The 20,125-nt window shown below is 65.5% G+C and carries 17 protein-coding genes; 13 read left to right on the top strand and 4 right to left on the bottom strand.

What is annotated here, in order from left to right; all coding sequences use genetic code 11:
* Positions 1 to 122: 122 nt before the first annotated feature.
* Complete coding sequence (locus tag QX108_RS25355; protein WP_172112377.1) at positions 123 to 773, bottom strand: glutathione S-transferase family protein; 651 nt, start codon at positions 771 to 773, stop codon at positions 123 to 125.
* 192 nt (positions 774 to 965) lie between these two features.
* Positions 966 to 2,198 carry a glycosyltransferase family 87 protein gene (locus QX108_RS25350; RefSeq protein ID WP_315726376.1) on the bottom strand — a complete coding sequence of 411 codons (1,233 nt, stop codon included), beginning with the start codon at positions 2,196 to 2,198 and terminating at the stop codon, positions 966 to 968.
* Between the two features lie 191 nt (positions 2,199 to 2,389).
* On the opposite strand from QX108_RS25350, the gene QX108_RS25345 reads away from it, so the two are divergent.
* From QX108_RS25345 to QX108_RS25290, 12 genes are all read left to right on the top strand, one after another.
* Positions 2,390 to 3,592, top strand: coding sequence for a pyridoxal phosphate-dependent aminotransferase (locus QX108_RS25345; protein ID WP_315787439.1), 1,203 nt, complete (start codon positions 2,390 to 2,392; stop codon positions 3,590 to 3,592).
* A gap of 120 nt (positions 3,593 to 3,712) precedes the next feature.
* Positions 3,713 to 4,237, top strand: coding sequence for a DUF992 domain-containing protein (locus QX108_RS25340; protein WP_172112375.1), 525 nt, complete (start codon positions 3,713 to 3,715; stop codon positions 4,235 to 4,237).
* Positions 4,238 to 4,419: 182 nt separating this feature from the next.
* The gene (locus QX108_RS25335) at positions 4,420 to 4,890 is read left to right on the top strand and encodes a DUF992 domain-containing protein (RefSeq protein ID WP_172132334.1); all 471 of its coding nucleotides are present in this window, start codon (positions 4,420 to 4,422) and stop codon (positions 4,888 to 4,890) included.
* A gap of 176 nt (positions 4,891 to 5,066) precedes the next feature.
* Complete coding sequence (locus QX108_RS25330; RefSeq protein WP_315787436.1) at positions 5,067 to 7,115, top strand: elongation factor G; 2,049 nt, start codon at positions 5,067 to 5,069, stop codon at positions 7,113 to 7,115.
* Positions 7,116 to 7,417: 302 nt separating this feature from the next.
* Positions 7,418 to 8,443, top strand: a complete 1,026-nt coding sequence (locus QX108_RS25325; RefSeq protein ID WP_315787434.1) for a histidine kinase dimerization/phosphoacceptor domain -containing protein — start codon at positions 7,418 to 7,420, stop codon at positions 8,441 to 8,443.
* Between the two features lie 98 nt (positions 8,444 to 8,541).
* A protein-coding gene (locus tag QX108_RS25320; protein WP_315719298.1) for an IS5 family transposase occupies positions 8,542 to 9,305 on the top strand; the annotation gives its coding sequence in 2 pieces (ribosomal slippage) (positions 8,542 to 8,877 and positions 8,880 to 9,305; 762 coding nt in all).
* Positions 9,306 to 9,834: 529 nt separating this feature from the next.
* A complete protein-coding gene (locus QX108_RS25315; RefSeq protein WP_172112371.1) occupies positions 9,835 to 10,137 on the top strand; it encodes a helix-turn-helix domain-containing protein in 303 nt (100 codons plus the stop codon).
* Positions 10,138 to 10,230: 93 nt separating this feature from the next.
* Complete coding sequence (locus QX108_RS25310; RefSeq protein WP_315787696.1) at positions 10,231 to 11,994, top strand: SulP family inorganic anion transporter; 1,764 nt, start codon at positions 10,231 to 10,233, stop codon at positions 11,992 to 11,994.
* A 117-nt stretch (positions 11,995 to 12,111) separates the two neighbouring features.
* Positions 12,112 to 12,954: a shikimate dehydrogenase gene (locus QX108_RS25305; RefSeq protein ID WP_315787698.1), complete on the top strand. Its 843-nt coding sequence runs from the start codon at positions 12,112 to 12,114 to the stop codon at positions 12,952 to 12,954.
* A 109-nt stretch (positions 12,955 to 13,063) separates the two neighbouring features.
* Positions 13,064 to 14,413, top strand: a complete 1,350-nt coding sequence (locus QX108_RS25300) for a YARHG domain-containing protein (RefSeq protein ID WP_315787700.1) — start codon at positions 13,064 to 13,066, stop codon at positions 14,411 to 14,413.
* Positions 14,410 to 15,201, top strand: coding sequence for a M15 family metallopeptidase (locus QX108_RS25295; protein ID WP_315787702.1), 792 nt, complete (start codon positions 14,410 to 14,412; stop codon positions 15,199 to 15,201). The genes QX108_RS25300 and QX108_RS25295 overlap by 4 nt, the downstream gene beginning before the upstream one ends.
* 226 nt (positions 15,202 to 15,427) lie before the next feature.
* On the top strand, positions 15,428 to 15,988 hold the full coding sequence (locus QX108_RS25290) for a hypothetical protein (protein WP_315726374.1): 561 nt from the start codon (positions 15,428 to 15,430) through the stop codon (positions 15,986 to 15,988).
* A 294-nt stretch (positions 15,989 to 16,282) separates the two neighbouring features.
* Here QX108_RS25290 and QX108_RS25285 read toward each other — a convergent pair.
* Positions 16,283 to 17,046 (bottom strand): IS5 family transposase gene (locus tag QX108_RS25285; protein ID WP_315719298.1). Its coding sequence is split into 2 segments (ribosomal slippage): positions 16,283 to 16,708 and positions 16,711 to 17,046, totalling 762 coding nucleotides; the frame shifts between segments, so codons are not numbered across the junction.
* A gap of 75 nt (positions 17,047 to 17,121) precedes the next feature.
* Positions 17,122 to 18,258, bottom strand: a complete 1,137-nt coding sequence (locus tag QX108_RS25280; RefSeq protein WP_172132340.1) for an alpha-hydroxy acid oxidase — start codon at positions 18,256 to 18,258, stop codon at positions 17,122 to 17,124.
* 431 nt (positions 18,259 to 18,689) lie between these two features.
* Here QX108_RS25280 and glmM point away from each other — a divergent pair, with 431 nt between their 5' ends.
* Positions 18,690 to 20,042: a phosphoglucosamine mutase gene (gene glmM / locus QX108_RS25275; RefSeq protein ID WP_172112365.1), complete on the top strand. Its 1,353-nt coding sequence runs from the start codon at positions 18,690 to 18,692 to the stop codon at positions 20,040 to 20,042.
* The last annotated feature ends 83 nt before the right edge of the window (positions 20,043 to 20,125 follow it).

The following is a 20,125-nucleotide window of genomic DNA, read 5'->3' as shown; positions in this document are numbered from 1 at the left end:
GCAGGATTGGGGCGGCAACTGGCCAAAAATGGCAAAAAGATGGCGTTACCGGTATCTGTTCCCGCCCGCGCGTGTATTTTTCCCGCGGTTCTACGGGCGGTCGGTAGTCTTACGGTGCACCGTCAATCGTAGTCGGCGGCAATGCCCGCTGAATCGATCATGGCCGGCTGCCAGTCCATCGCCACGAAACCGGGCGCATGCTCGACCCGGCGCAGCCAGTTGCGGATCTTCGGGAAGGTCGAGAGATCGAAGTCGCAACGGTCGGCGACATGGGTGTAGCCGTAGAGCGCGATGTCGGCGACGGTCAGCTGCTTCGCTGCAAAGTAGTCGTTGCTCTTGAGATGATTCTCCATCACCTGCAGCGCCGCGTAGCCGCGCTCCATCCAGTCCTCCAGCGCGTGGGTCTGCAGGTCACGCCCGCCCTTGACGAGCAGCAGCCAGAAATAGGCGGCGCCGATGTTCGGCTCCAGCGCGTGCTGCTCGAAGAACATCCATTGCAGCGCCTCGGCGCGCTCGATGCGTGATTCCGGCACCAGCGGCGTGCCGCCGGCGACATACCACAGGATCGCGTTGGACTCGGCGATGTAGCGGTCCTCGCCGACCTCGAGCAGCGGCACCTGGCCGCTCGGGTTCTTGGCGAGGAAGTCCGGCGTGCGGCTCTCGCCGCGGAGAATGTCGATCTCGATCGCCTGATAGGGCGCGTTCAGGAGCGCCAGCGCAAGGCGGACCTTGTAGCTATTGCCCGATCGCTGCATCGAATAGAGCTTGTACATCCGGCCGTATCGAGTTCGAGGAATCGTCGCGTTGGAGAATCACGCATCTGGACGCCAGATCGTCCCGCAATGCGGCCAGACAATGATGCCGATGGGCGCGGGCTGCAAGAGCCGAGGGATGGAAAAAGTCGAAAACAGCTACTGCACCGCACTCGCGAACAACAACTTTCCAACAGCTTCAAATAATCGAGATCACGCTTGTGCGATGCGCGCGTGTCCGTCGATCTCGGAGGCGCGATCGGCCAGCGCGCGGCGCAGAGTCAGCGCAAACAGACCCATCAGCACGATCAGACCGAGCGGTATCGTCGTCAGCCCGGCGACGCTGCGCGACAGCAGCGGCACGATCCACGCAGCGGCGAGCACGCTGAGCTCATAGTCGCGAAAGCCGTCGGCGAGGCCATGGCGAACGAAGAAGATGATCGCGACGGCCAGCACGACGAGGTCATAGTCGAGAACGTAAGGCGTTGCCAGCAGGCTCGCGCTGGCGAGCGCCGAGGCCTTCAGATCGAACGCCGCCTCGCTCTGCCACAGCCATGCAAGGCCGCCCGCGAGCGACAATGCGAGCAAGGTCTGCAGCGCATAGGCGGTGCGGACATCGGCTCCCCAGTGACGTGCCGCCGAGAACACGGACTGTATTTTCTCCCAGCCGGTGCCGCCTTGCTCGAGCACCACGGTCTGGGTGAAGGTCATCGACTGGAAGAAGGCATGCCAGACGTCGGTGCCCAGCACGGCGAAGCTGATCGCGATCAGCGCGGCCACCGTGACACCTGCTGCAGCGATCGTCGGCCAGCGCCCGCTTGCGAGCAGGGCGATCGGGATGAGCACGCCGAATTGCGGCTTGTAGGCCAGAAGCCCGATCAGCACGCCTGCGATCCACGGCCGGCCGCGCTCCATCATCAGCAACGCGCCGCCGAGCAGCGCGGCCGTGAAGAACGCGTTCTGGCCATGACCGATGTTGACGAACACCGCGGGGAAGGCGGCGGCGACCAGCAACGTCTCCGACCGCGGCAGGATCGCGCGCATGACAGCGAGATAGGCGAGCAGGCTCGACACCACCCACAGCGCCAGCCCCCCGGCATAGGGCAGCAAAGCCGTGACGGCGGCGATTGCGAAGAAGAATGGGGGATAGTGCCAGCCGAAGAACGGCACGTCGCGGCCGTCGAACACGGCCTTCTCCATCGCATGCTGCAACGGTGGGTCGTAGGCGTCGGCGGCCTTGCCGTGAAGGGTCAATACCCCTGCCGCATAGACATTGGAGAAATCGGTGCCGATCGGCTTGCCGTTGCGATCGATCAGGCCGTCGGAGAGCGCGATCCAGCCCGCGACCGCGGCGGCCGCGAACGCGAGCAGAAGCCAGCTGTAGGATCTGATCCGCGCGGCCGTCAGCCAGTTGCCGGATCGCAGGGCGCTCCCGATAGTGGTCATTTCGGCCTGAAAATTGGGACAATCGTTGGTCCACGCTAGCCGGGTCGCTTTAACGTTCCCTAAACTCTTGGGAGCCATGTGCCCAAGCTTCTTGCGATGCGGGCTTTCGGGCCGTAAAAGCAGGCGTTTCCCTGACATGACTGGTCGTGGCCCCGAGGGGGTGATCCACGACGCCTGCATAGGAGCTGATGATGTCCTTTCTCGCCGCTGCGCTCGACCGTGTGAAGCCGTCCGCGACCATCGCGGTCACGGATAAAGCGCGTGTCCTCAAAGCGGCGGGCCGCAACGTCATCGGCCTCGGCGCCGGCGAGCCGGATTTCGACACGCCCGACAACATCAAGCAGGCCGCGATCAAGGCGATCCAGGACGGCAAGACCAAGTATACCGCGGTCGATGGCATCCCCGAGCTGAAGGAAGCCATCATCGGCAAGTTCCAGCGCGAGAACGGCCTCACCTACAAGCCGAACCAGGTGATCGTCGGCGTCGGCGGCAAGCAGGTGCTGTACAATGCGCTGATGGCGACCATCAATCCGGGCGACCAGGTGATCATCCCGGCGCCGTATTGGGTCAGCTATCCGGAGATGGTGGCGCTCGCCGGCGGCGAGCCGGTGCCGGTGGTCTGCACCGCCGCCCACGGCTTCAAGCTGCAGCCGGAGGCGCTGGAGAAGGCGATCACGCCGAAGACCAAGTGGCTGATCCTGTGCTCGCCGTCGAACCCGACCGGCGCGGCCTACACCAAGGCCGAGCTGAAGGCGCTCACCGAGGTGCTGGTCAAGCATCCGCATGTCTGGATCATGACCGACGACATGTATGAGCACCTGGTCTATGACGACTTCGTGTTCACCACGCCGGCCCAGGTCGAGCCCTCGCTGTACGACCGCACGCTGACCGTGAACGGCGTCTCCAAGGCCTATTGCATGACCGGCTGGCGCATCGGCTATGCCGGCGGTCCGGCGCAACTGATCAAGGCGATGGCGACCATCCAGTCGCAGTCGACCTCGAACCCGTGCTCGATCGCGCAATGGGCGGCGGTGGAGGCTCTCAACGGCCCTCAGAGCTTCATCCCGGCCAACAACAAGGTGTTCAAGGAGCGCCGCGATCTCGTGGTCTCGATGCTGAACCAGGCTAACGGCATCGAGTGCCCGCGGCCGGAAGGCGCGTTCTACGTCTATCCGTCCTGCGCCGGCACGATCGGCAAGACCGCGCCGTCGGGCAAGGTGATCGACAATGATGAGGCCTTCGTCACCGAGCTCCTGGAGACCGAGGGCGTCGCGGTGGTGCATGGCTCGGCGTTCGGCCTCGGCCCGGCGTTCCGCATCTCCTATGCGACCAAGACCTCGGATCTCGAGGACGCCTGCAAGCGTATCCAGCGCTTCTGCGGCAATCTGAGGTAATCGGGCAACAGCGACCTTCGAATCTCCAAAGGTCAAGTTCCGCACAGAAAGGCGCCATGTTTTGAACATGGCGCCTTTCTTTTGTCCGGGCTCGAGTCCGGTGGCGTAGGGTTGAGTTTGATGCGGCTGCTTGTGCTGTCGATCGTGGCGATGGTGATGATGGTGCCGCTCGCGCAGGCCCATCAGGGCCGGCCGATGCGTGCGGGGGTTCTGGAGTGCGAGGGCCGACGGACGACCGGCAAGCTGGTGATGTCGCAGGCCCGTCTGCGCTGCGTGTTTCGCAGCCAGGGCCGCCAGCCGGAGCGCTATGTCGCCAAGGTCCGCCGCTACGGTCTCGATCTCGGACTGACGGATCAGACCCGGATGGCGTGGGCAGTCTACGCTCCCGTCAATGATTTCGGCCGCAGCGAGCTGCGCGGGCGCTATGGCGGGTTGTCGGCCAACGCCGCCGCGCTGGTGGGCTTCGGCGGCAGCTTCCTGGTCCGCGACACCGATCGCGCCACCCAGTTGCAGCCGATCAGCCTGCAGGGGCAGACCGGCATGAACCTCGCGGCGGGAATCACCGAGGTCGAGCTGGTGCCGCTGCTGCCGGTGCATCCAAGCCCGAGCCGATCGTCGTCCTACTTCTCACGCTATTATCGCTGAGCACGACGAGAATGCCTCGCAGCAGCGCGGCATCGGGCGAGAGCTGACGTTGTTCAGCCAGATGAACGGCGCGCCGCTTCTGGCACGGCTGTAAGCCTTGTGGCATAGATGTGATGGCTCGTGATCATCGGTTCGATTCACCGAGCGTCGCATCACATGTTCATTTCAGCCGGAGTTTATTCATGCGCTCGACCATCCTCGCCGGGCTCACTGCTGCAGGCCTCTGCATCGCCGGCGCTGCCCAGGCGCAAGATCGCGTGCGGATCGGCGTCCTCGAATGCCGCGGCGGCGCCAGCGTCGGCTTCATCGTCGGCTCGGTGACCCATCTCGGCTGCGTGCTGCGCGCCGACGGCCTCCCCGAGGACCGCTACGTCGCGACCATCCGCAAGGTCGGCCTCGACCTCGGCATCACCCAGGAATCGCTGCTCGCCTGGGTGGTCTATGCGCCGGTCGCGCGGCTCGGGCCGGGCGATCTTTCCGGCGATTATGCCGGTGCGCAGGGCTCGGCCGCGGTCGGTGTCGGCCTTGGCGGCAACGTGCTGGTCGGCGGCTCCGCCAACTCGATCGCGTTGCAGCCGCTCAGCGTGCAGGGCCAGGTCGGTCTGTCCGTCTCGGCCGGGCTGCAAAGCCTCGAATTGCGCCCGGGCCGTTGATCCTCCCTTTGCCGTGAACAGCCGCCTTCCCGCAATCGTGCGGGAAGGTGGCGTGCCTGCCGCACTGCAGCGACGTTTTTCGCGAGCGTCCTGCTTGCCAAAGCGGCAGACGAGGCAGAGCATTCGGCTTTGCCGACCCAATCAAGGGCCGAGCTCCACAATGAGGAGGCGGCGAAATGGGACACGACCTGAGAAGTCCCCGAGGTCCACGGTGCATCGCGCTGGTGGGCCCTTTCCAAAGCGGTAAAACCACTCTGTTGGAGGCGATCCTGGCGCGAACCGGCGCGATCCCGCGCACCGGCAGCGTCGACGCCGGCACCTCCGTCGGCGATGCCAGCCCGGAGGCGCGCCATCACAAGATGAGCGTCGCGATGACGGCGGCGACCACGACCTTCATGGGCGACAGCTACACCTTCCTCGACTGTCCCGGCTCGATCGAGTTCATCCACGACATGCGCGCCGCGCTGCCGGCGGTGGACGCTGCGATCGTGGTCTGCGAGGCGGATGAGAAGAAGCTGCCGCAGCTGCAGCTCATCCTGCGCGAGCTCGAGGAGCTGCGCATTCCGCGCTTCCTGTTTCTCAACAAGATCGATCGCGCCAATGCGCGCATCCGCGAGACGCTGGCGACCTTGCAGCCGGCCTCGCGCGTGCCGCTGGTGCTCCGCCAGATCCCGATCTGGAAAGGCGAGCTCATCGAGGGCTTCGTCGATCTCGCTCTGGAGCGCGCCTTCATCTATCGCGAGCACAAGGCCTCCGAGGTCGTCGCGCTCGAAGGCGGCGATCTCGACCGCGAGAAGGAGGCGCGCTTCTCGATGCTGGAGAAGCTCGCCGATCACGACGATTCGCTGATGGAGCAGTTGCTCGAGGATATCCCGCCGCCGCGCGATGCCGTGTTCGACGACCTCGCGCGCGAATTGCGTGAGGGCCTGATCTGCCCGGTGCTGCTCGGCTCGGCGCTGCGCGAGAACGGCGTGCTCCGGCTGATGAAGGCGCTGCGCCACGAGGCGCCCGGCATCGCCGAGACCGCCAGGCGGCTCGGCGTCAAGGACACCAAGGAGGCGCTCGGCTACGTCTTCAAGACGCTGCATCTGCAGCATGGCGGCAAGCTGTCGCTGACGCGGCTGCTGGCGGGCCATCTCGACGATGGTGCGACCTTGCATGCCGCCTCGGGCGAGGCGGCGCGCGTCTCCGGCATTCTCGCTGCGACCGGCGTCTATGACAGCAAGCGCGCGGGCGCGGAGGCCGGCGACACGGTCGCGCTCGGCAAGCTCGAGACCGTCAAGACCGGCGACACGATTGCGACCGGCAAGACGGCGCCAAAGGCGCTCGCGAAGCTCGATCCGTGTCCGCCGGTGCTGGCGATCTCGATCGCCGCCGTCGACCGCAAGGACGACGTCAAGCTCGGCCAGGCCCTGCTGCGGCTCAACGAGGAGGACCCCTCGCTGACGATGGTGCAGAACCAGCGCACGCATGACACGGTACTGTGGGGACAGGGCGAGATGCATCTGCGCGTCGCGCTCGAGCGGCTGCGGGACCGCTTCGGCGTCAACGTCAAATCGCATGCGCCCGCGATCGGCTATCAGGAGACCATCCGCAAGCCGATCACCCAGCGCGGCCGGCACAAGAAGCAGTCCGGCGGCCACGGCCAGTTTGGCGACGTCGTGCTCGACATCAAGCCGCTGCCGCGCGGCGAGGGCTTCCAGTTCGCCGAGAAGGTGGTCGGCGGCGCGGTGCCGCGCAACTACATCCCGGCGGTCGAGGAGGGCGTCGTCGACGCGCTGGTGCGCGGCCCGCTCGGCTTCCCGGTGATCGATGTCGCGGTGACGCTCACCGACGGCTCCTATCACAGCGTCGATTCGTCCGACCTCGCGTTCCGGACGGCGGCGCGGGCCGGCGTCAGCGAGGCGCTGCCGCAATGCCAGCCGGTGCTGCTGGAGCCGATCCACACGGTCGAGATCGTCTGTCCGACCGAAGCGACCGCCAGGATCAACGCGATCCTGTCGGCTCGGCGCGGCCAGATCCTGTCGTTCGACACCCGCGACGGCTGGCCGGGATGGGACTGCGTCCGTGCCATGATGCCGGAGGCCGAGATCGGCGAGTTGATCGTCGAACTGCGCTCGGCCACCGCCGGTGCCGGCAGCTTCACCCGCCAGTTCGACCACATGGCCGAGGTGACGGGCCGCGCCGCCGACCACATCATCGCTTCGCATCGCGACGCGGCATAGTCCCAAGCCTTGCAGCGTGGCCGGGCGCCCGTAAACCCGGCCACGGCTTCAGCGACCCCGCCGATATGGTCCGGCAAGTATCGGCGGCCCGCGTCGCCTCGCGTTGCGACGCAATGTGCACTTGTGCACCAACCGAGTTCCCAGCATGGTGTTATGATAACGCCATCCGATCACCGGACCTGATATGCCGTCATTGGCCGAACAATCGTGATCGGCTGCCGCCCAGGCCCCGTCGGTCACTTCGAGCCGGACGGGACGACGGCGCGGGCCCGAGAGTTCATCAGTTCCCAGCTCAGCCTCACGTGATTCAGAAGTTCTCGTCCGCTCCGTTCTATCTGCGCGCCGCCCAGGCGACGGAAAGGTTCCGCCGCCAAGTCCTGCTGGGCTACGCGATCGCCGTCGGCGCGGCGATCGCGGCCTTCGCGCTACGCCTTGCCCTGGTCGATACGCTGCCGGACGGCTTTCCCTATCTGACCTTCTTCCCGGCCGTCATCCTCACGACCTTCTTCTGCGGTGTCGGGCCCGGCACCGTGTGTGCCGCGTTGTGCGGGACACTGGCGTGGTACTTCTTCATGCCGGCGTCGGGCTATCAGAACGCGTTCGCGATCGGCTTCTACGCGATCATCGTCGCGGTCGACATCACGCTGATCCATTTGATGCATGAGGCCGCGCGGCATCTGCGCCAGGAGCGCGCCGTCTCCGAGCGGCTCTACGAAAATCAGCGCGTGCTGTTCCAGGAGCTGCAGCACCGCGTCGCCAACAACATCCAGTTCATCGCCGGATTGCTGATGATGCAGAAGCGGCAGGCGCTGGCTGATCCCTCGCGCGCCACTGCGATTCTCAGCGAGGCGCAGACGCGGCTCGAGACGATCTCGCGCGTTCATCGCATGCTGCATGATCCCGGCCGGATGGATCTCGACATCGGTCCCTATCTGCAGACCATCTGCAACGACGTGCTGGAGTCGAGTGGCGCGCGCCAGGTCGCCTGCGTGGTGGATTTCGCGCCGGCGCAGCTCGATCTGACCCGCCTGACTGCGCTGTCGCTGCTGGTCGTCGAACTCGTCACCAATGCGCTCAAGCATGCCTTCGGGCCGGACGAGGCCGGCACCATCACGGTCAGTCTGAGGCCGCTCGACGAGGCGCGCTATGCGCTGACGATCGCGGATGACGGCAAGGGCCTCGCCCCCGGCGCCGACCCCAGCAAAGGTAACAGCTTGGGCTTGCGGATCTGCGAGGGCCTTGCTGCACAGCTGCACGGCAAGCTCACCACCAGCAGCGGCCGTGGCACGACGGTTCGGCTCGATTTTCCCAAACAGGTTCCGGCCTGACGCCTAGAGCACGATGCGACTAGGTTCTGTACTCATAAATGGATTCCGTTAGCTGACGGACGGTGATTCACTCCCCTTAGGTGATTTGGGGGGGTGAAATGGCGCGGTTTGACCTGAGCGATCGAGAATGGGCTTTGATCAAGCCCTTGCTGCCGAATAAGCCGCGCGGTGTCGGTCGGGTCGACGACCGGCGGGTTCTCAACGGCATCTTCTATGTGCTGCGGACAGGCTCGCCCTGGCGAGATCTTCCGGAACGCTATGGCCCTTACACGACGGTCTATAACCGCTTTAACCGCTGGGCCAAGGCAGGCGTTTGGGTCCAGATCTTCGAGGTGTTGGCAGCTCGCTCGCCGCAGTCGATGGCGCTGATCGACAGTTCTATCGTCCGCGCCCATCAGCACGCCGCTGGGGGTAAAAAGGGGGCGAGGATCACGCCATTGGCCGTTCTCGTGGAGGACTGAGCACCAAGATCAATGCGGTCGTCGACGAGAACGGACTGCCGGTCCGGCTGATGCTAACCCCGGGGCAGGCCCACGATCTGCGTGCTGCGCCATTTCTGCTCCAAGGGCTCAAATGCCGTGATGTTGTGGCCGACCGTGGTTACGACGCCGATGCCCTCCTGCACATGATCAGAGCCCACGGAGCTAGGGCTCATATTCCCTCCACCAGCCAGCGAGTGGTCCAACGCTCCGTCAGCCGCCGCATCTATCGCAAGCGAAATCTGGTTGAGCGCTTCTTCTGCAAGCTCAAGCATTTCAGGCGCATCGCGACCCGTTTCGACAAGCTCGCTCGCAACTTTCTCGCGGCAGTCGCACTCGGCTCAACCCGCCTCTGGGCCAGGGCTTATGAGTCCACGCCCTAGATCATGATGCGATTCCACGGAATCGCATCATGATCCTATCCCTTTGTTTGAGCATGATCTTTTCGGAAAACCGGTTTCCACTTTTCCGGATCATGCTCTCGGTGGAAACGCATCATGCTCTCATCGCCAAGGCGCTGATAGGGACGACGGAAGGCACCGCGAATTCAGTCTCACCCTCCCCTGGAGGGGGAGGGTCGATCGCACGCGAAGCGGGCGAGCGGGGTGGGGTGATCTCTCCGCGAAACCGGCGCAAGAGGAGAGATCACCCCACCCCGGCTCACATTACGCTGTGCTCCATGTGAGCCGACCCTCCCCCTCCAGGGGAGGGTGAGAGCGGGGCCGACCTCGAAGCTGCGCGCTTGGCGATCGGAAAGGTGCGTCATGCGGCCTTGATGCTCCAACTCAATCCGCGCCGCAGGCAGCCCTGGCGGCCGCGCCCGTAGCCCTTGCCATTGCCTCCAGATGATGTATTTTACATCATTGTCTTTGTTTCAGACATCACTTATGGTGTGTACCACGTGAGGCCATCGTGATCACGTCGTTCCAGATGCGGGCCGCGCGTGCGCTGCTCGGGATAGATCAGAAAACCTTGGCCGAGCTGGCCGGCGTATCGCTGCCGACGATCCAGCGGATGGAAGCCTCCACCGGCAACGTCCGCGGCGTCGTGGATTCGCTGACCAAGGTCGTCGATGCGCTCAATCGTGCGGGCGTGGATCTGATCGGTGAGCATGCCCGCAGCGAGGATGGCGGGCGCGGTGTTCGCCTGAAGGACCCCGGGCCGCCCAACCGCGTGGGCCGTCAAACTGACATTGCGCGCGATGGCGCGAGCTAGCTTCATCGCGCGGCACGGAGGCCGTTGAGCGCTCCGTGTGAGACGCATCGTCGGTGCATGGCGCTCGGACGATGCGACGGGAGCGTGATGGGCATGAGCATCGCAAACGAGCACGGCGCGCAGCGGCGGGTCGGACATCATGAGCCGACCTTTGCCGAGCTGTATTCCCCAAAACTTCTCACGGTGCTGCGTGAGGGCTATGGCCTCGCCGATTTCCGCGCCGATGCGCTCGCGGGCCTGACGGTCGCGATCGTCGCGCTGCCGCTGTCGATGGCGATCGCGATCGCCTCCGGCGTCTCGCCAGGCCGCGGCCTCTACACCGCCGTGATCGGCGGCTTCCTGATCTCGCTGCTCGGCGGCAGCCGCTTCCAGATCGGCGGCCCCGCCGGTGCCTTCATCGTGCTGGTCGCCGCGACCGTCGACCGGCAGGGTCTCGATGGCCTGCTGCTCGCAACAATGATGTCCGGCGTGATGCTGGTGATCGCCGGCTATCTGCGGCTCGGCACCTACATCAAGTTCATTCCCTATCCGGTCACGGTCGGCTTCACCGCCGGCATCGCCGTGATCATCTTCGCCAGCCAGCTGAAGGACCTGTTCGGCATTACGCTTACGGCCAAGGAGCCGGGCGAGCTGATTCCCAAGCTCACGGCGCTCGCGCATGGCGCGCCGACGGCAAACATGGCGGCGGTCGTGCTGGCCGCGCTGTCGATCGCGATCATCGTCGGGCTCAAGCGTCTGCGGCCGACATGGCCCGGAATTCTCATCGCGGTCGTGGTCGCGGCGGTCTTCACCTATGCGCTGCAGCTGCCGGTCGAAACCATCGGCACCAAATTCGGCGGCATTCCGCGCGAGCTGCCCGCGCCGACGCTGCCGGCGATGTCGCTCGCCAAGATCCAGGCGGTGTTTCCCGATGCGATCGCCTTCGCTCTGCTCGGTGCGATCGAATCGCTGCTCTCGGCCGTCGTCGCCGACGGCATGACCGGCCGCCGCCATCGCTCGAACTGCGAGCTGGTCGCGCAGGGCTTTGCCAATGTCGGCTCGGCGCTGTTCGGCGGCATCTGCGTCACCGGCACCATCGCGCGCACCGCGACCAACGTCCGCGCCGGCGCACGCGGCCCGGTGTCGGGCATGCTGCATTCGCTGTTCCTGCTGGTGTTCATGCTGATCGCGGCCCCCTTGGCGAGCTACATCCCGCTGTCGGCACTGGCCGCGGTGCTCGTGGTCGTCGCCTGGAACATGGCCGAGAAGCACGAGTTCGCGACCCTGGTCCGCTCGTCCTGGGGCGATGCCACGGTGCTGCTCGCGACCTTCGGGCTCACGATCTTCCGCGATCTCACCGAGGGCATCCTGGTCGGCTTCGCGCTCGGCGCGGTGCTCTTCATCAACCGGATGGCGCAGATGACCGGCGTCGAGGATGGCTCGCCGCTGGTCGCCGAGGATCGGGCGGACTTCGAGGATGGCGCGCGCGTGCCGTACAATCCCAAGCTCAGCGCCGACAAGGATGTGCTGGTCTATCGCATCACCGGCGCGTTCTTCTTCGGCGCCGCCTCGACGGTCGGGACCGTGCTCGACTCCATCGCCGACCGCCGCAAGGCCTTCGTGGTCGATTTCGCAGCCGTGCCGTTCCTGGATTCGACCGCCGCCAACGCGATGAGCCGCGTCGCCGCCAAGGCCAAGCGCCAGGGCATCCGGCTGTTCATCACCGGCGCCTCGCCGACGGTGCGCCGGGCGCTGTTGACCCACGGCGTGCGGCCGCCGCTGGTACGCTATCGCGAGACCATCGAGCGCGCCGTGGCCGACATCAAGGGCAAGGACGCGCCGCGGGAGGAGATCGCCGACGGGCTAGCGGCGAGCTGAGGCTTGACCTGGGCCGCCACGGCAGGCTGCGCGTGACGTCTGCCGCGCTCGTCCCCGAGGGGCCACCTCCAGGCTCCGAGCATTGACTCCGGCCGGAGCTTGTCCGATGTCACGGCCATGACCCTCGCCGCCAAACCTCGCGCCGCGTGCCTGATCGGCTGGCCTGCCGCGCATTCGCGCTCGCCCTTGATCCATCATCATTGGCTGCACCAGCTCGGGATCGCCGGCGGCTACACCATCGAAGCCGTGCCGCCGGAGGAGCTGGCGGACTTCGTCACCCATCTCGACCGGCGGGGCTTCGTCGGCGCCAACGTCACCATCCCGCACAAGGAACGTGTGCTGGAGCTGTCCGAGCCGGACGCGCGCGCCCGCGCCGTCGGCGCTGCCAACACGCTGTGGTACGAGCACGGCATCCTGCGCGCGACCAACACCGACGTCGAAGGTTTCATCGGCAATCTCGATGCTGCCGCCCCCGGCTGGGACCGCACCGACGAGGCGCTGGTCCTCGGCTCCGGCGGCTCGGCCCGGGCCGTCGTCTTCGGCCTGCTCGAACGCGGCATCGGCCGCGTTCACGTCATCAACCGCACTGCCGAGCGCGCCCAGGCGCTGGCCGATCAGTTCGGCAGCCGTGTCGCCGCCGAAGGCTGGGACCGCGTCGGTGCGCTGCTGCCGCGCGCTGGGCTGTTCGTCAACACGACCTCGCTCGGCATGCACGGCCAGCCGCCGCTCGCGCTCGACGTCGCGCTGCTGTCGCCGCATGCCGTGGTGGCCGACATCGTCTACGTCCCGCTGGAGACGCAACTGCTCGCGACCGCGCGGGCGAGGGGGCTCCGCACCGCGGACGGGCTCGGCATGCTCTTGCATCAGGCGGTGCGCGGTTTCGAATTGTGGTTCGGCCGCCGCCCGCAGGTGACGCCGGAATTGCGCGCGCTGGTCGAGGCTGATCTCCGCAAGAGATAGCGGATGATGCGCCGTCCACGGTGGGCCCGCGATGCAATATCGCCGCAATGCCACAGTCGATTTGATCCGTTGGGCAAGCTACAACGACGCCCGGATCTGAGGACTGAGGATGATACGATCGGCTATTGGTATTTTGGTCTTCTTGTTGCTCTGCGTGGCGCCTTGCACCGCCGCCCCGCGCGTCGCGCTGGTGGTCGGCAATTCGGACTACCAAAACGTCGGCAAGCTCGCCAATCCAGCCAATGATGCGCGCCTGGTCGCCGAGACGCTTCAACGTCTGGGCTTCACGCTGGTTGGTGGAGCGGCGCAGCTCGATCTCGACAAGCCGCGCTTCGACCAGGCGATCCAGGCCTACAGCAGGCAGCTCCTGGGCGCCGAGGTCGCGGTGTTCTACTACGCCGGTCACGGCATTCAGGTGCGCGGGACCAACTATCTGGTTCCCACCAGCGCCAATCCTGCCCGCGAAGCCGATGTCGATTTCATGATGGTCGATGTCGGGCTCGTCCTGCGGCAGATGGAAGCCGCCGGCACCAAGCTCAACATCGTGATCCTCGATGCCTGCCGCAACAATCCGTTCGGCGGACGTGGGCTGCGATCGAGCGATGGCGGCCTCGCGCAGATCCGCGCGCCCGAGGGGACGATTCTCTCCTATGCGACGCAGCCCGGCAATGTCGCGCTGGACGGCGATGACGGGCACAGCCCGTACACGCGCGCCCTGGTCGATGCCGTGCAGCGGCCGGGGCTGGACGTGCTGCAGGCGTTCAATCAGGTCGGCCTGACGGTGAAGAAGGCGACGGCCAGCGCGCAGCAGCCCTGGGTCGCCTCGTCGCCGATCGACGGCACGTTCTACTTCGCAGGACCAGCCGCCGGGCAGGCGACTGCGCCTGTCGCCGCAGCCGCGACCCCTCCACCGGTCCCGGCTCCCGCATTGGCCAGTGCGCCGCGTTCGGCCGAGTTCGTCTTTCCCGACTCCGACCAGCGCTTGCTGTCGGCCGCCGACCTGCAAGGACGGACGAAGGAGGAGCTGCGCATCGCCCGCAACGAGATCTTCGCGCGCCGCGGACGCCATTTTTCGTCACCCGAGCTCACGGCCTACTTCAGCAAATTCGCCTGGTACATGCCGCGGACATGGGACCCCGTGCTGAACCCGGTCGAGGCGGCCAATGTCGAGATTCTCGATCGCGCCGAAAATGGCGGGACGCAGCCGAGCGGTTTTCTGTTTGCCGACTCCGACCGCCGCCTGCTGACACCAGGCGAGCTGGCGCGGCTCTCCAAGGCGGAGCTGCGGCTGGCCAAGAACGAGATCTTTGCCCGGCGCGGACGGTTCTTCGACGCGCCGGATCTCAAGGCGTATTTCGGCCGCTTCGCCTGGTACGCGCCATCGACCTGGAATCCGATTTTAAACGGTGTCGAAGAGGCCAACGTCAAATTGATCGATCAGATGAGCAAGCGGCCGTGATCGGTCGTACCGCCTGCTGGCTCGCGCCGGTCTGCGTCGGCCTGCCATTGCTGACGGCCTCGGTTGTGCGCGCGGAGACGGCTGCCGATCTGCTCGACCGCCTCGTGCAGGCCTATCCGCAGGCGCTGGCCGGCCATGATGGCGACGCCATCATCTGGCGCGACGGCACGCGCATGCCCGCCGGCCAGCTCGATCCGCAGCGGTCCTTCGACGACAGGCTGCGCAATGCCACCATTCTCGATCAGCTCAGCCAGCCCTATCCGCGCGGCCAGCCATCCACACCGGCCGTCAACGCCGACCCCGGTCGCTTCAGGAACGAGGCGTTCTTCAAGAAGATGTACGGCGACTGCACCGCAGGCGGTGTGAGTCGAAGCCTGGTCACGATCACCTGGCTGCCGAAGAGCTGGGGCAAGACCGTCAGCGTCACCCGCGTCAACGGCGTGGCGGAACGGCTGAAGCAGATCTCCGCCGAGATCGATGAGCTCGACCCCAAGATCAGGCGTGCCGCCTTTCCGATCGCCGGTGTTCTGTCCTGCCGTCCCGTGGCCGACACCGGCCGGATGAGCATGCATGGCTATGCCGCGGCGATCGACCTGAACCTGGACTATTCCGACTATTGGCTCTGGAGCGCAAAGAAGTCGTCACTCATTCCCTACAAGAATCGCTTTCCGCAGCAGATCGTCGACATCTTCGAGCGACACGGATTCATCTGGGGCGGCAGGTGGTATCATTACGATACGATGCATTTCGAGTATCGGCCGGAGCTGCTGCCGCCGCAGGCGCGTTGAGCCCTGGCCCGCGCCGTTGAATGGACGCGGGAGAGAGCACGCGTTCTCACAATGGCTTGAGAATGGAATAAGCAGCGCGAAGCGGCGTCTCAATCCACGTACGCTCGCCGGGCCGCTTGCGACCTGAATGAGAGCCCAAGCCTAGAGCCTCGGAGTTTCCCGCATGTCTTTCCGTCTCGCCCTGATCCGTCCCGCTGTTGCACTCGCCATGGTTGCGACCACCTCCATGCTCGCGATCGCTCAGCTCGCCCCGGTGCCAACACGGGTCCGCGGCGCCATCGAGAGTGTGGATGCCGATACGATGACGGTGAAGGCCCGCAGCGGCGAAATCTTCAAGCTGCGCATGGCCGGTGACCTGCGCGTGTCCGGTGTCGTCAAGGCTGACCTCTCCGACATCAAGCCGGGATCGTTCATCGGAGCCACCACCGTGCCTGGCCCGGACGGCGCGCCGAAAGCGGTCGAGATCCACATCTTTCCCGAGGAGATGCGTGGCACCGGCGAAGGCTCGCGTCCGTGGGACCTGAAGCCGAACTCGAGCATGACCAACGCGACGGTGGCCGAAAGCTCGGTCTCGACCGATGGTCACACGCTGCTGGTCAAATACAAGGGCGGCGAGAAGCGGGTCGACATCACGCCGGAGACGCCGATCGTCACTTTTGTGCCAGGCGACAAGTCGGAGCTGAAGACGGGCGCCAAGGTGATCGCCACCGTCAAGCAGTTGCCTGACGGCGCGCTCGAAACAAGCCGCGTCAGTGTCGGCCGCGATGGGCTGACGCCGCCGATGTAGGAAGACGGTGCGCTCCCTCTCCCCGTTCTTCACGGGGAGAGGGTTGGGGTGAGGGGCAGCGGCGCGGGGGGGCAGTTTTTCTTGCTGCGAACTGATCTTCTGTTAGCTCGGCAATGATAGTCCATGCGCGCTCGATGCCTTCATCGACGCGAAGTCGCTGTGCCCGTCCGACGGACCACTATCTGAGCTTCTTCAGTGCCATGCCCCTCACCCGGATTGCTGCGCAATCCGATCTCTCTCCGCAAAGAGCGGGGAGAGGTTGCACCGTCCGCGCTGACGCCGCATCGGCTCCAACTAGGGCGTGGACTCATAAGCCCTGGCCCAGAGGCGGGTTGAGCCGAGTGCGACTGCCGCGAGAAAGTTGCGAGCGAGCTTGTCGAAACGGGTCGCGATGCGCCTGAAATGCTTGAGCTTGCAGAAGAAGCGCTCAACCAGATTTCGCTTGCGATAGATGCGGCGGCTGACGGAGCGTTGGACCACTCGCTGGCTGGTGGAGGGAATATGAGCCCTAGCTCCGTGGGCTCTGATCATGTGCAGGAGGGCATCGGCGTCGTAACCACGGTCGGCCACAACATCACGGCATTTGAGCCCTTGGAGCAGAAATGGCGCAGCACGCAGATCGTGGGCCTGCCCCGGGGTTAGCATCAGCCGGACCGGCAGTCCGTTCTCGTCGACGACCGCATTGATCTTGGTGCTCAGTCCTCCACGAGAACGGCCAATGGCGTGATCCTCGCCCCCTTTTTACCCCCAGCGGCGTGCTGATGGGCGCGGACGATAGAACTGTCGATCAGCGCCATCGACTGCGGCGAGCGAGCTGCCAACACCTCGAAGATCTGGACCCAAACGCCTGCCTTGGCCCAGCGGTTAAAGCGGTTATAGACCGTCGTGTAAGGGCCATAGCGTTCCGGAAGATCTCGCCAGGGCGAGCCTGTCCGCAGCACATAGAAGATGCCGTTGAGAACCCGCCGGTCGTCGACCCGACCGACACCGCGCGGCTTATTCGGCAGCAAGGGCTTGATCAAAGCCCATTCTCGATCGCTCAGGTCAAACCGCGCCATTTCACCCCCCCAAATCACCTAAGGGGAGTGAATCACCGTCCGTCAGCTAACGGAATCCATTTATGAGTACAGAACCTAATCCGCCAGCACCTTGCGATCGATCTCCGCCACCGTATTGACGCCGCACAGGCCCATCGTCGTCAGCAGCTCGTTGCGGATGATGTCGATGGCCTTGGCGACGCCGGCCTGGCCGCCGGCGCCGAGGCCATAGGCATAGGCGCGGCCGAGCATGCAGGATTTGGCGCCGAGGGCGAGCGCGCGCATCACGTCCTGGCCGGAGCGGATGCCGCCGTCGAACATGATCTCGATCTTGTCGCCGACGGCGTCCGCGATGCCGGGCAGCACGTGGATCGACGACGGCGCGCCGTCGAGCTGGCGGCCGCCATGGTTCGACACCACCAGCGCCTGCGCGCCCGTTTCAACAGCGAGCTTGGCGTCCTCGATGTCATGGATGCCCTTGATGATCAGCTTGCCCGGCCAGATCGAGCGGATCCAGTCGACGTCCTTCCAGTTCAGCGAGGTGTCGAACTGCGCGGCGGTCCACGCCGAGAGCTTGGTGAGATCCTCGGTGTTCTTCACGTGGCCGGCGATGTTGCCGAAGGTGCGGCGCTTGCCCTGCAGCACGCCCTGCACCCAGGCCGGCCTGATGGCGAAGTCGAACAGCTTGGACAGCGTCCATTCCGGCGGCACGCTCATGCCGTTCTTGATGTCCTGGTGACGCTGGCCGATCACCTGCAGGTCGACCGTCAGGCACAGCGCGGTGCACTTCGCCGCGATGGCGCGCTCGACCAGCGCCTTGATGAAGCCGCGGTCCTTCATGACGTAGAGCTGGAACCAGAACGGCTTCTCGACGCTGCCGGCGATGTCCTCGATCGAGCAGATCGACATCGTGCTCTGGGTGAAGGGGATGCCGGCCGCTTGCGCCGCGCGGCAGGCGTGGATCTCGCCGTCGCCGTGCTGCATGCCCAGAAGGCCGACCGGCGCCAGGATCAGCGGCATCGACGAGGGCTCGCCGAGGATGGTGGTCGACAGGTCGCGCTTGGAGACGTCGACCAGGATGCGCTGGCGGAATTTGATCTTCTGCAGATCCTCGCGGTTGGCGCGCAAGGTCTCCTCGGCATAGGAGCCGCGGTCGGCGTAATCGAAGAACGCCTTGGGCACGCGGCGCTTGTGCAAGAGGCGCAGGTCTTCAATGCAGGTGATGTGCTTCATCGCAGTGTTCGGCTCCCCACCGACGTCTCGTTTCTTGAGCTGGCAGATCTTGGGCTGGCACGTCCTCTAGCATCTTTGCTTCGGCTGCCAAATCCACACCTTGGAACGGCAGCCCACCCGCCGGAACGAAGCGCAGGGGCGCGATCGCGATACGGCTTGCCAGAAACCTGCATCCGGCTGGCCGGTGTTTCCGCGTTGCCACCATGCGGGGGGCGGCGCAGAGGCGTCCCGATCACCGGCGCCTGTTCCAGAAAAATTAGCCTTAACAGGAGGTTACCGGGGGAGAGGCAGTTTCCTGGTAATGATTCATCACATTTTTTGAAGCCAGGGCGGGTTTAACGGGACTATAACCCGCGGGCTGACCGGATGGGCCGTGCCGTGATTCGCGGGCCGCCGGTAACGAAATCCAGAAAGCCGTCGCTGGGGGTCAAATGAGCCGTAACTATTTCGGGACCGATGGGATTCGTGGCCGTGCCAACGGCCTGATCACGCCGGAACTCGCGCTCAAGGTGGGGCAGGCCGCAGGTCTTCTGTTCCAGCGGGGCGAGCACCGCCACCGGGTGGTGATCGGCAAGGACACGCGTCTCTCGGGCTACATGATCGAATACGCGATGGTCGCGGGCTTCACCTCGGTCGGCATGGACGTGCTGCTGGTCGGCCCGATGCCGACGCCGGCGGTGGCGATGCTGACCAAGTCGATGCGCGCCGATCTCGGCGTCATGATCTCGGCCTCGCACAACCTGTTCGAGGACAACGGCATCAAGCTGTTCGGGCCGCAGGGCTTCAAGCTGTCCGACGATGTCGAGAAGCAGATCGAGCAGCTGCTCGATGAGTCGCTCGACAAGAAGCTGGCGCAGAGCGCGAGCCTCGGCCGCGCCCGCCGCATCGACGGCGTGCACGACCGCTACATCGAATTTGCCAAGCGCACGCTGCCGCGCGATCTCTCGCTCGACGGCCTGCGCGTGGTGGTCGATTGCGCCAATGGCGCGGCCTACAAGGTCGTGCCCGAGGCGCTGTGGGAGCTCGGCGCCGACGTGATCTCGATCGGCGTGGAGCCGGACGGCTTCAACATCAACAAGGAGTGCGGCTCGACCTCGCCGGAAGCTCTTTGTCGGAAAGTTCGTGAGATGCGCGCCGACATCGGCATCGCGCTCGACGGCGACGCCGACCGCGTGATCCTGGTCGACGAGCGCGGCCACATCGTCGACGGCGACCAGCTGCTAGCGGTGATCGCGCAGAGCTGGAAGGAGGACGGCCGCCTGGCGCAGCCCGGCATCGTCGCGACCGTGATGTCCAATCTCGGACTGGAGCGCTTCCTGCAAGGGCAGGGGCTCGAGCTGGTGCGTACGCCGGTCGGCGACCGCTACGTGCTCGAGCGCATGCTGGCCGACGGCTACAATCTCGGCGGCGAGCAGTCCGGCCACATCATCCTGTCGGACTACGCGACGACCGGCGACGGCTTCGTCGCGGCGCTGCAGGTGCTGGCCACGGTGCAGAAGCTGCGCCGTCCGGTCTCCGAGGTCTGCCACAAGTTTGATCCGCTGCCGCAGATCCTGAAGAACGTACGCTATCGCAGCGGCAAGCCGCTCGATGCCGACGCGGTGAAGTCGGCGATCGATACCGGGCAGAAGCGTCTCAACGGCCATGGCCGCCTGCTCGTGCGCTCCTCCGGCACCGAGCCGGTCATCCGCGTGATGGGCGAGGGCGACGACCGCAATCTGGTCGAGGAGGTCGTCGACGAGATCGTCGCCGCCGTCGGCAACGCGGCTGCGGCGGCCGCGTAGTCTTTCGCATCTCTCAGCTTTCAAAGCCTGCCATCGTTGTTCGATGGCAGGCTTTTTTGTTGGTGATGTCGCCTCGCGCCGAC

The sequence above is a fragment of the Bradyrhizobium sp. SZCCHNR1002 genome, assembly GCF_032381435.1.
In the GTDB taxonomy this organism is placed as follows: Bacteria; Pseudomonadota; Alphaproteobacteria; order Rhizobiales; family Xanthobacteraceae; genus Bradyrhizobium; species Bradyrhizobium aeschynomenes.
The sequence above is the reverse complement of the archived record's forward strand: the minus strand, read 5'-3'. Positions and strand labels throughout refer to the sequence as shown.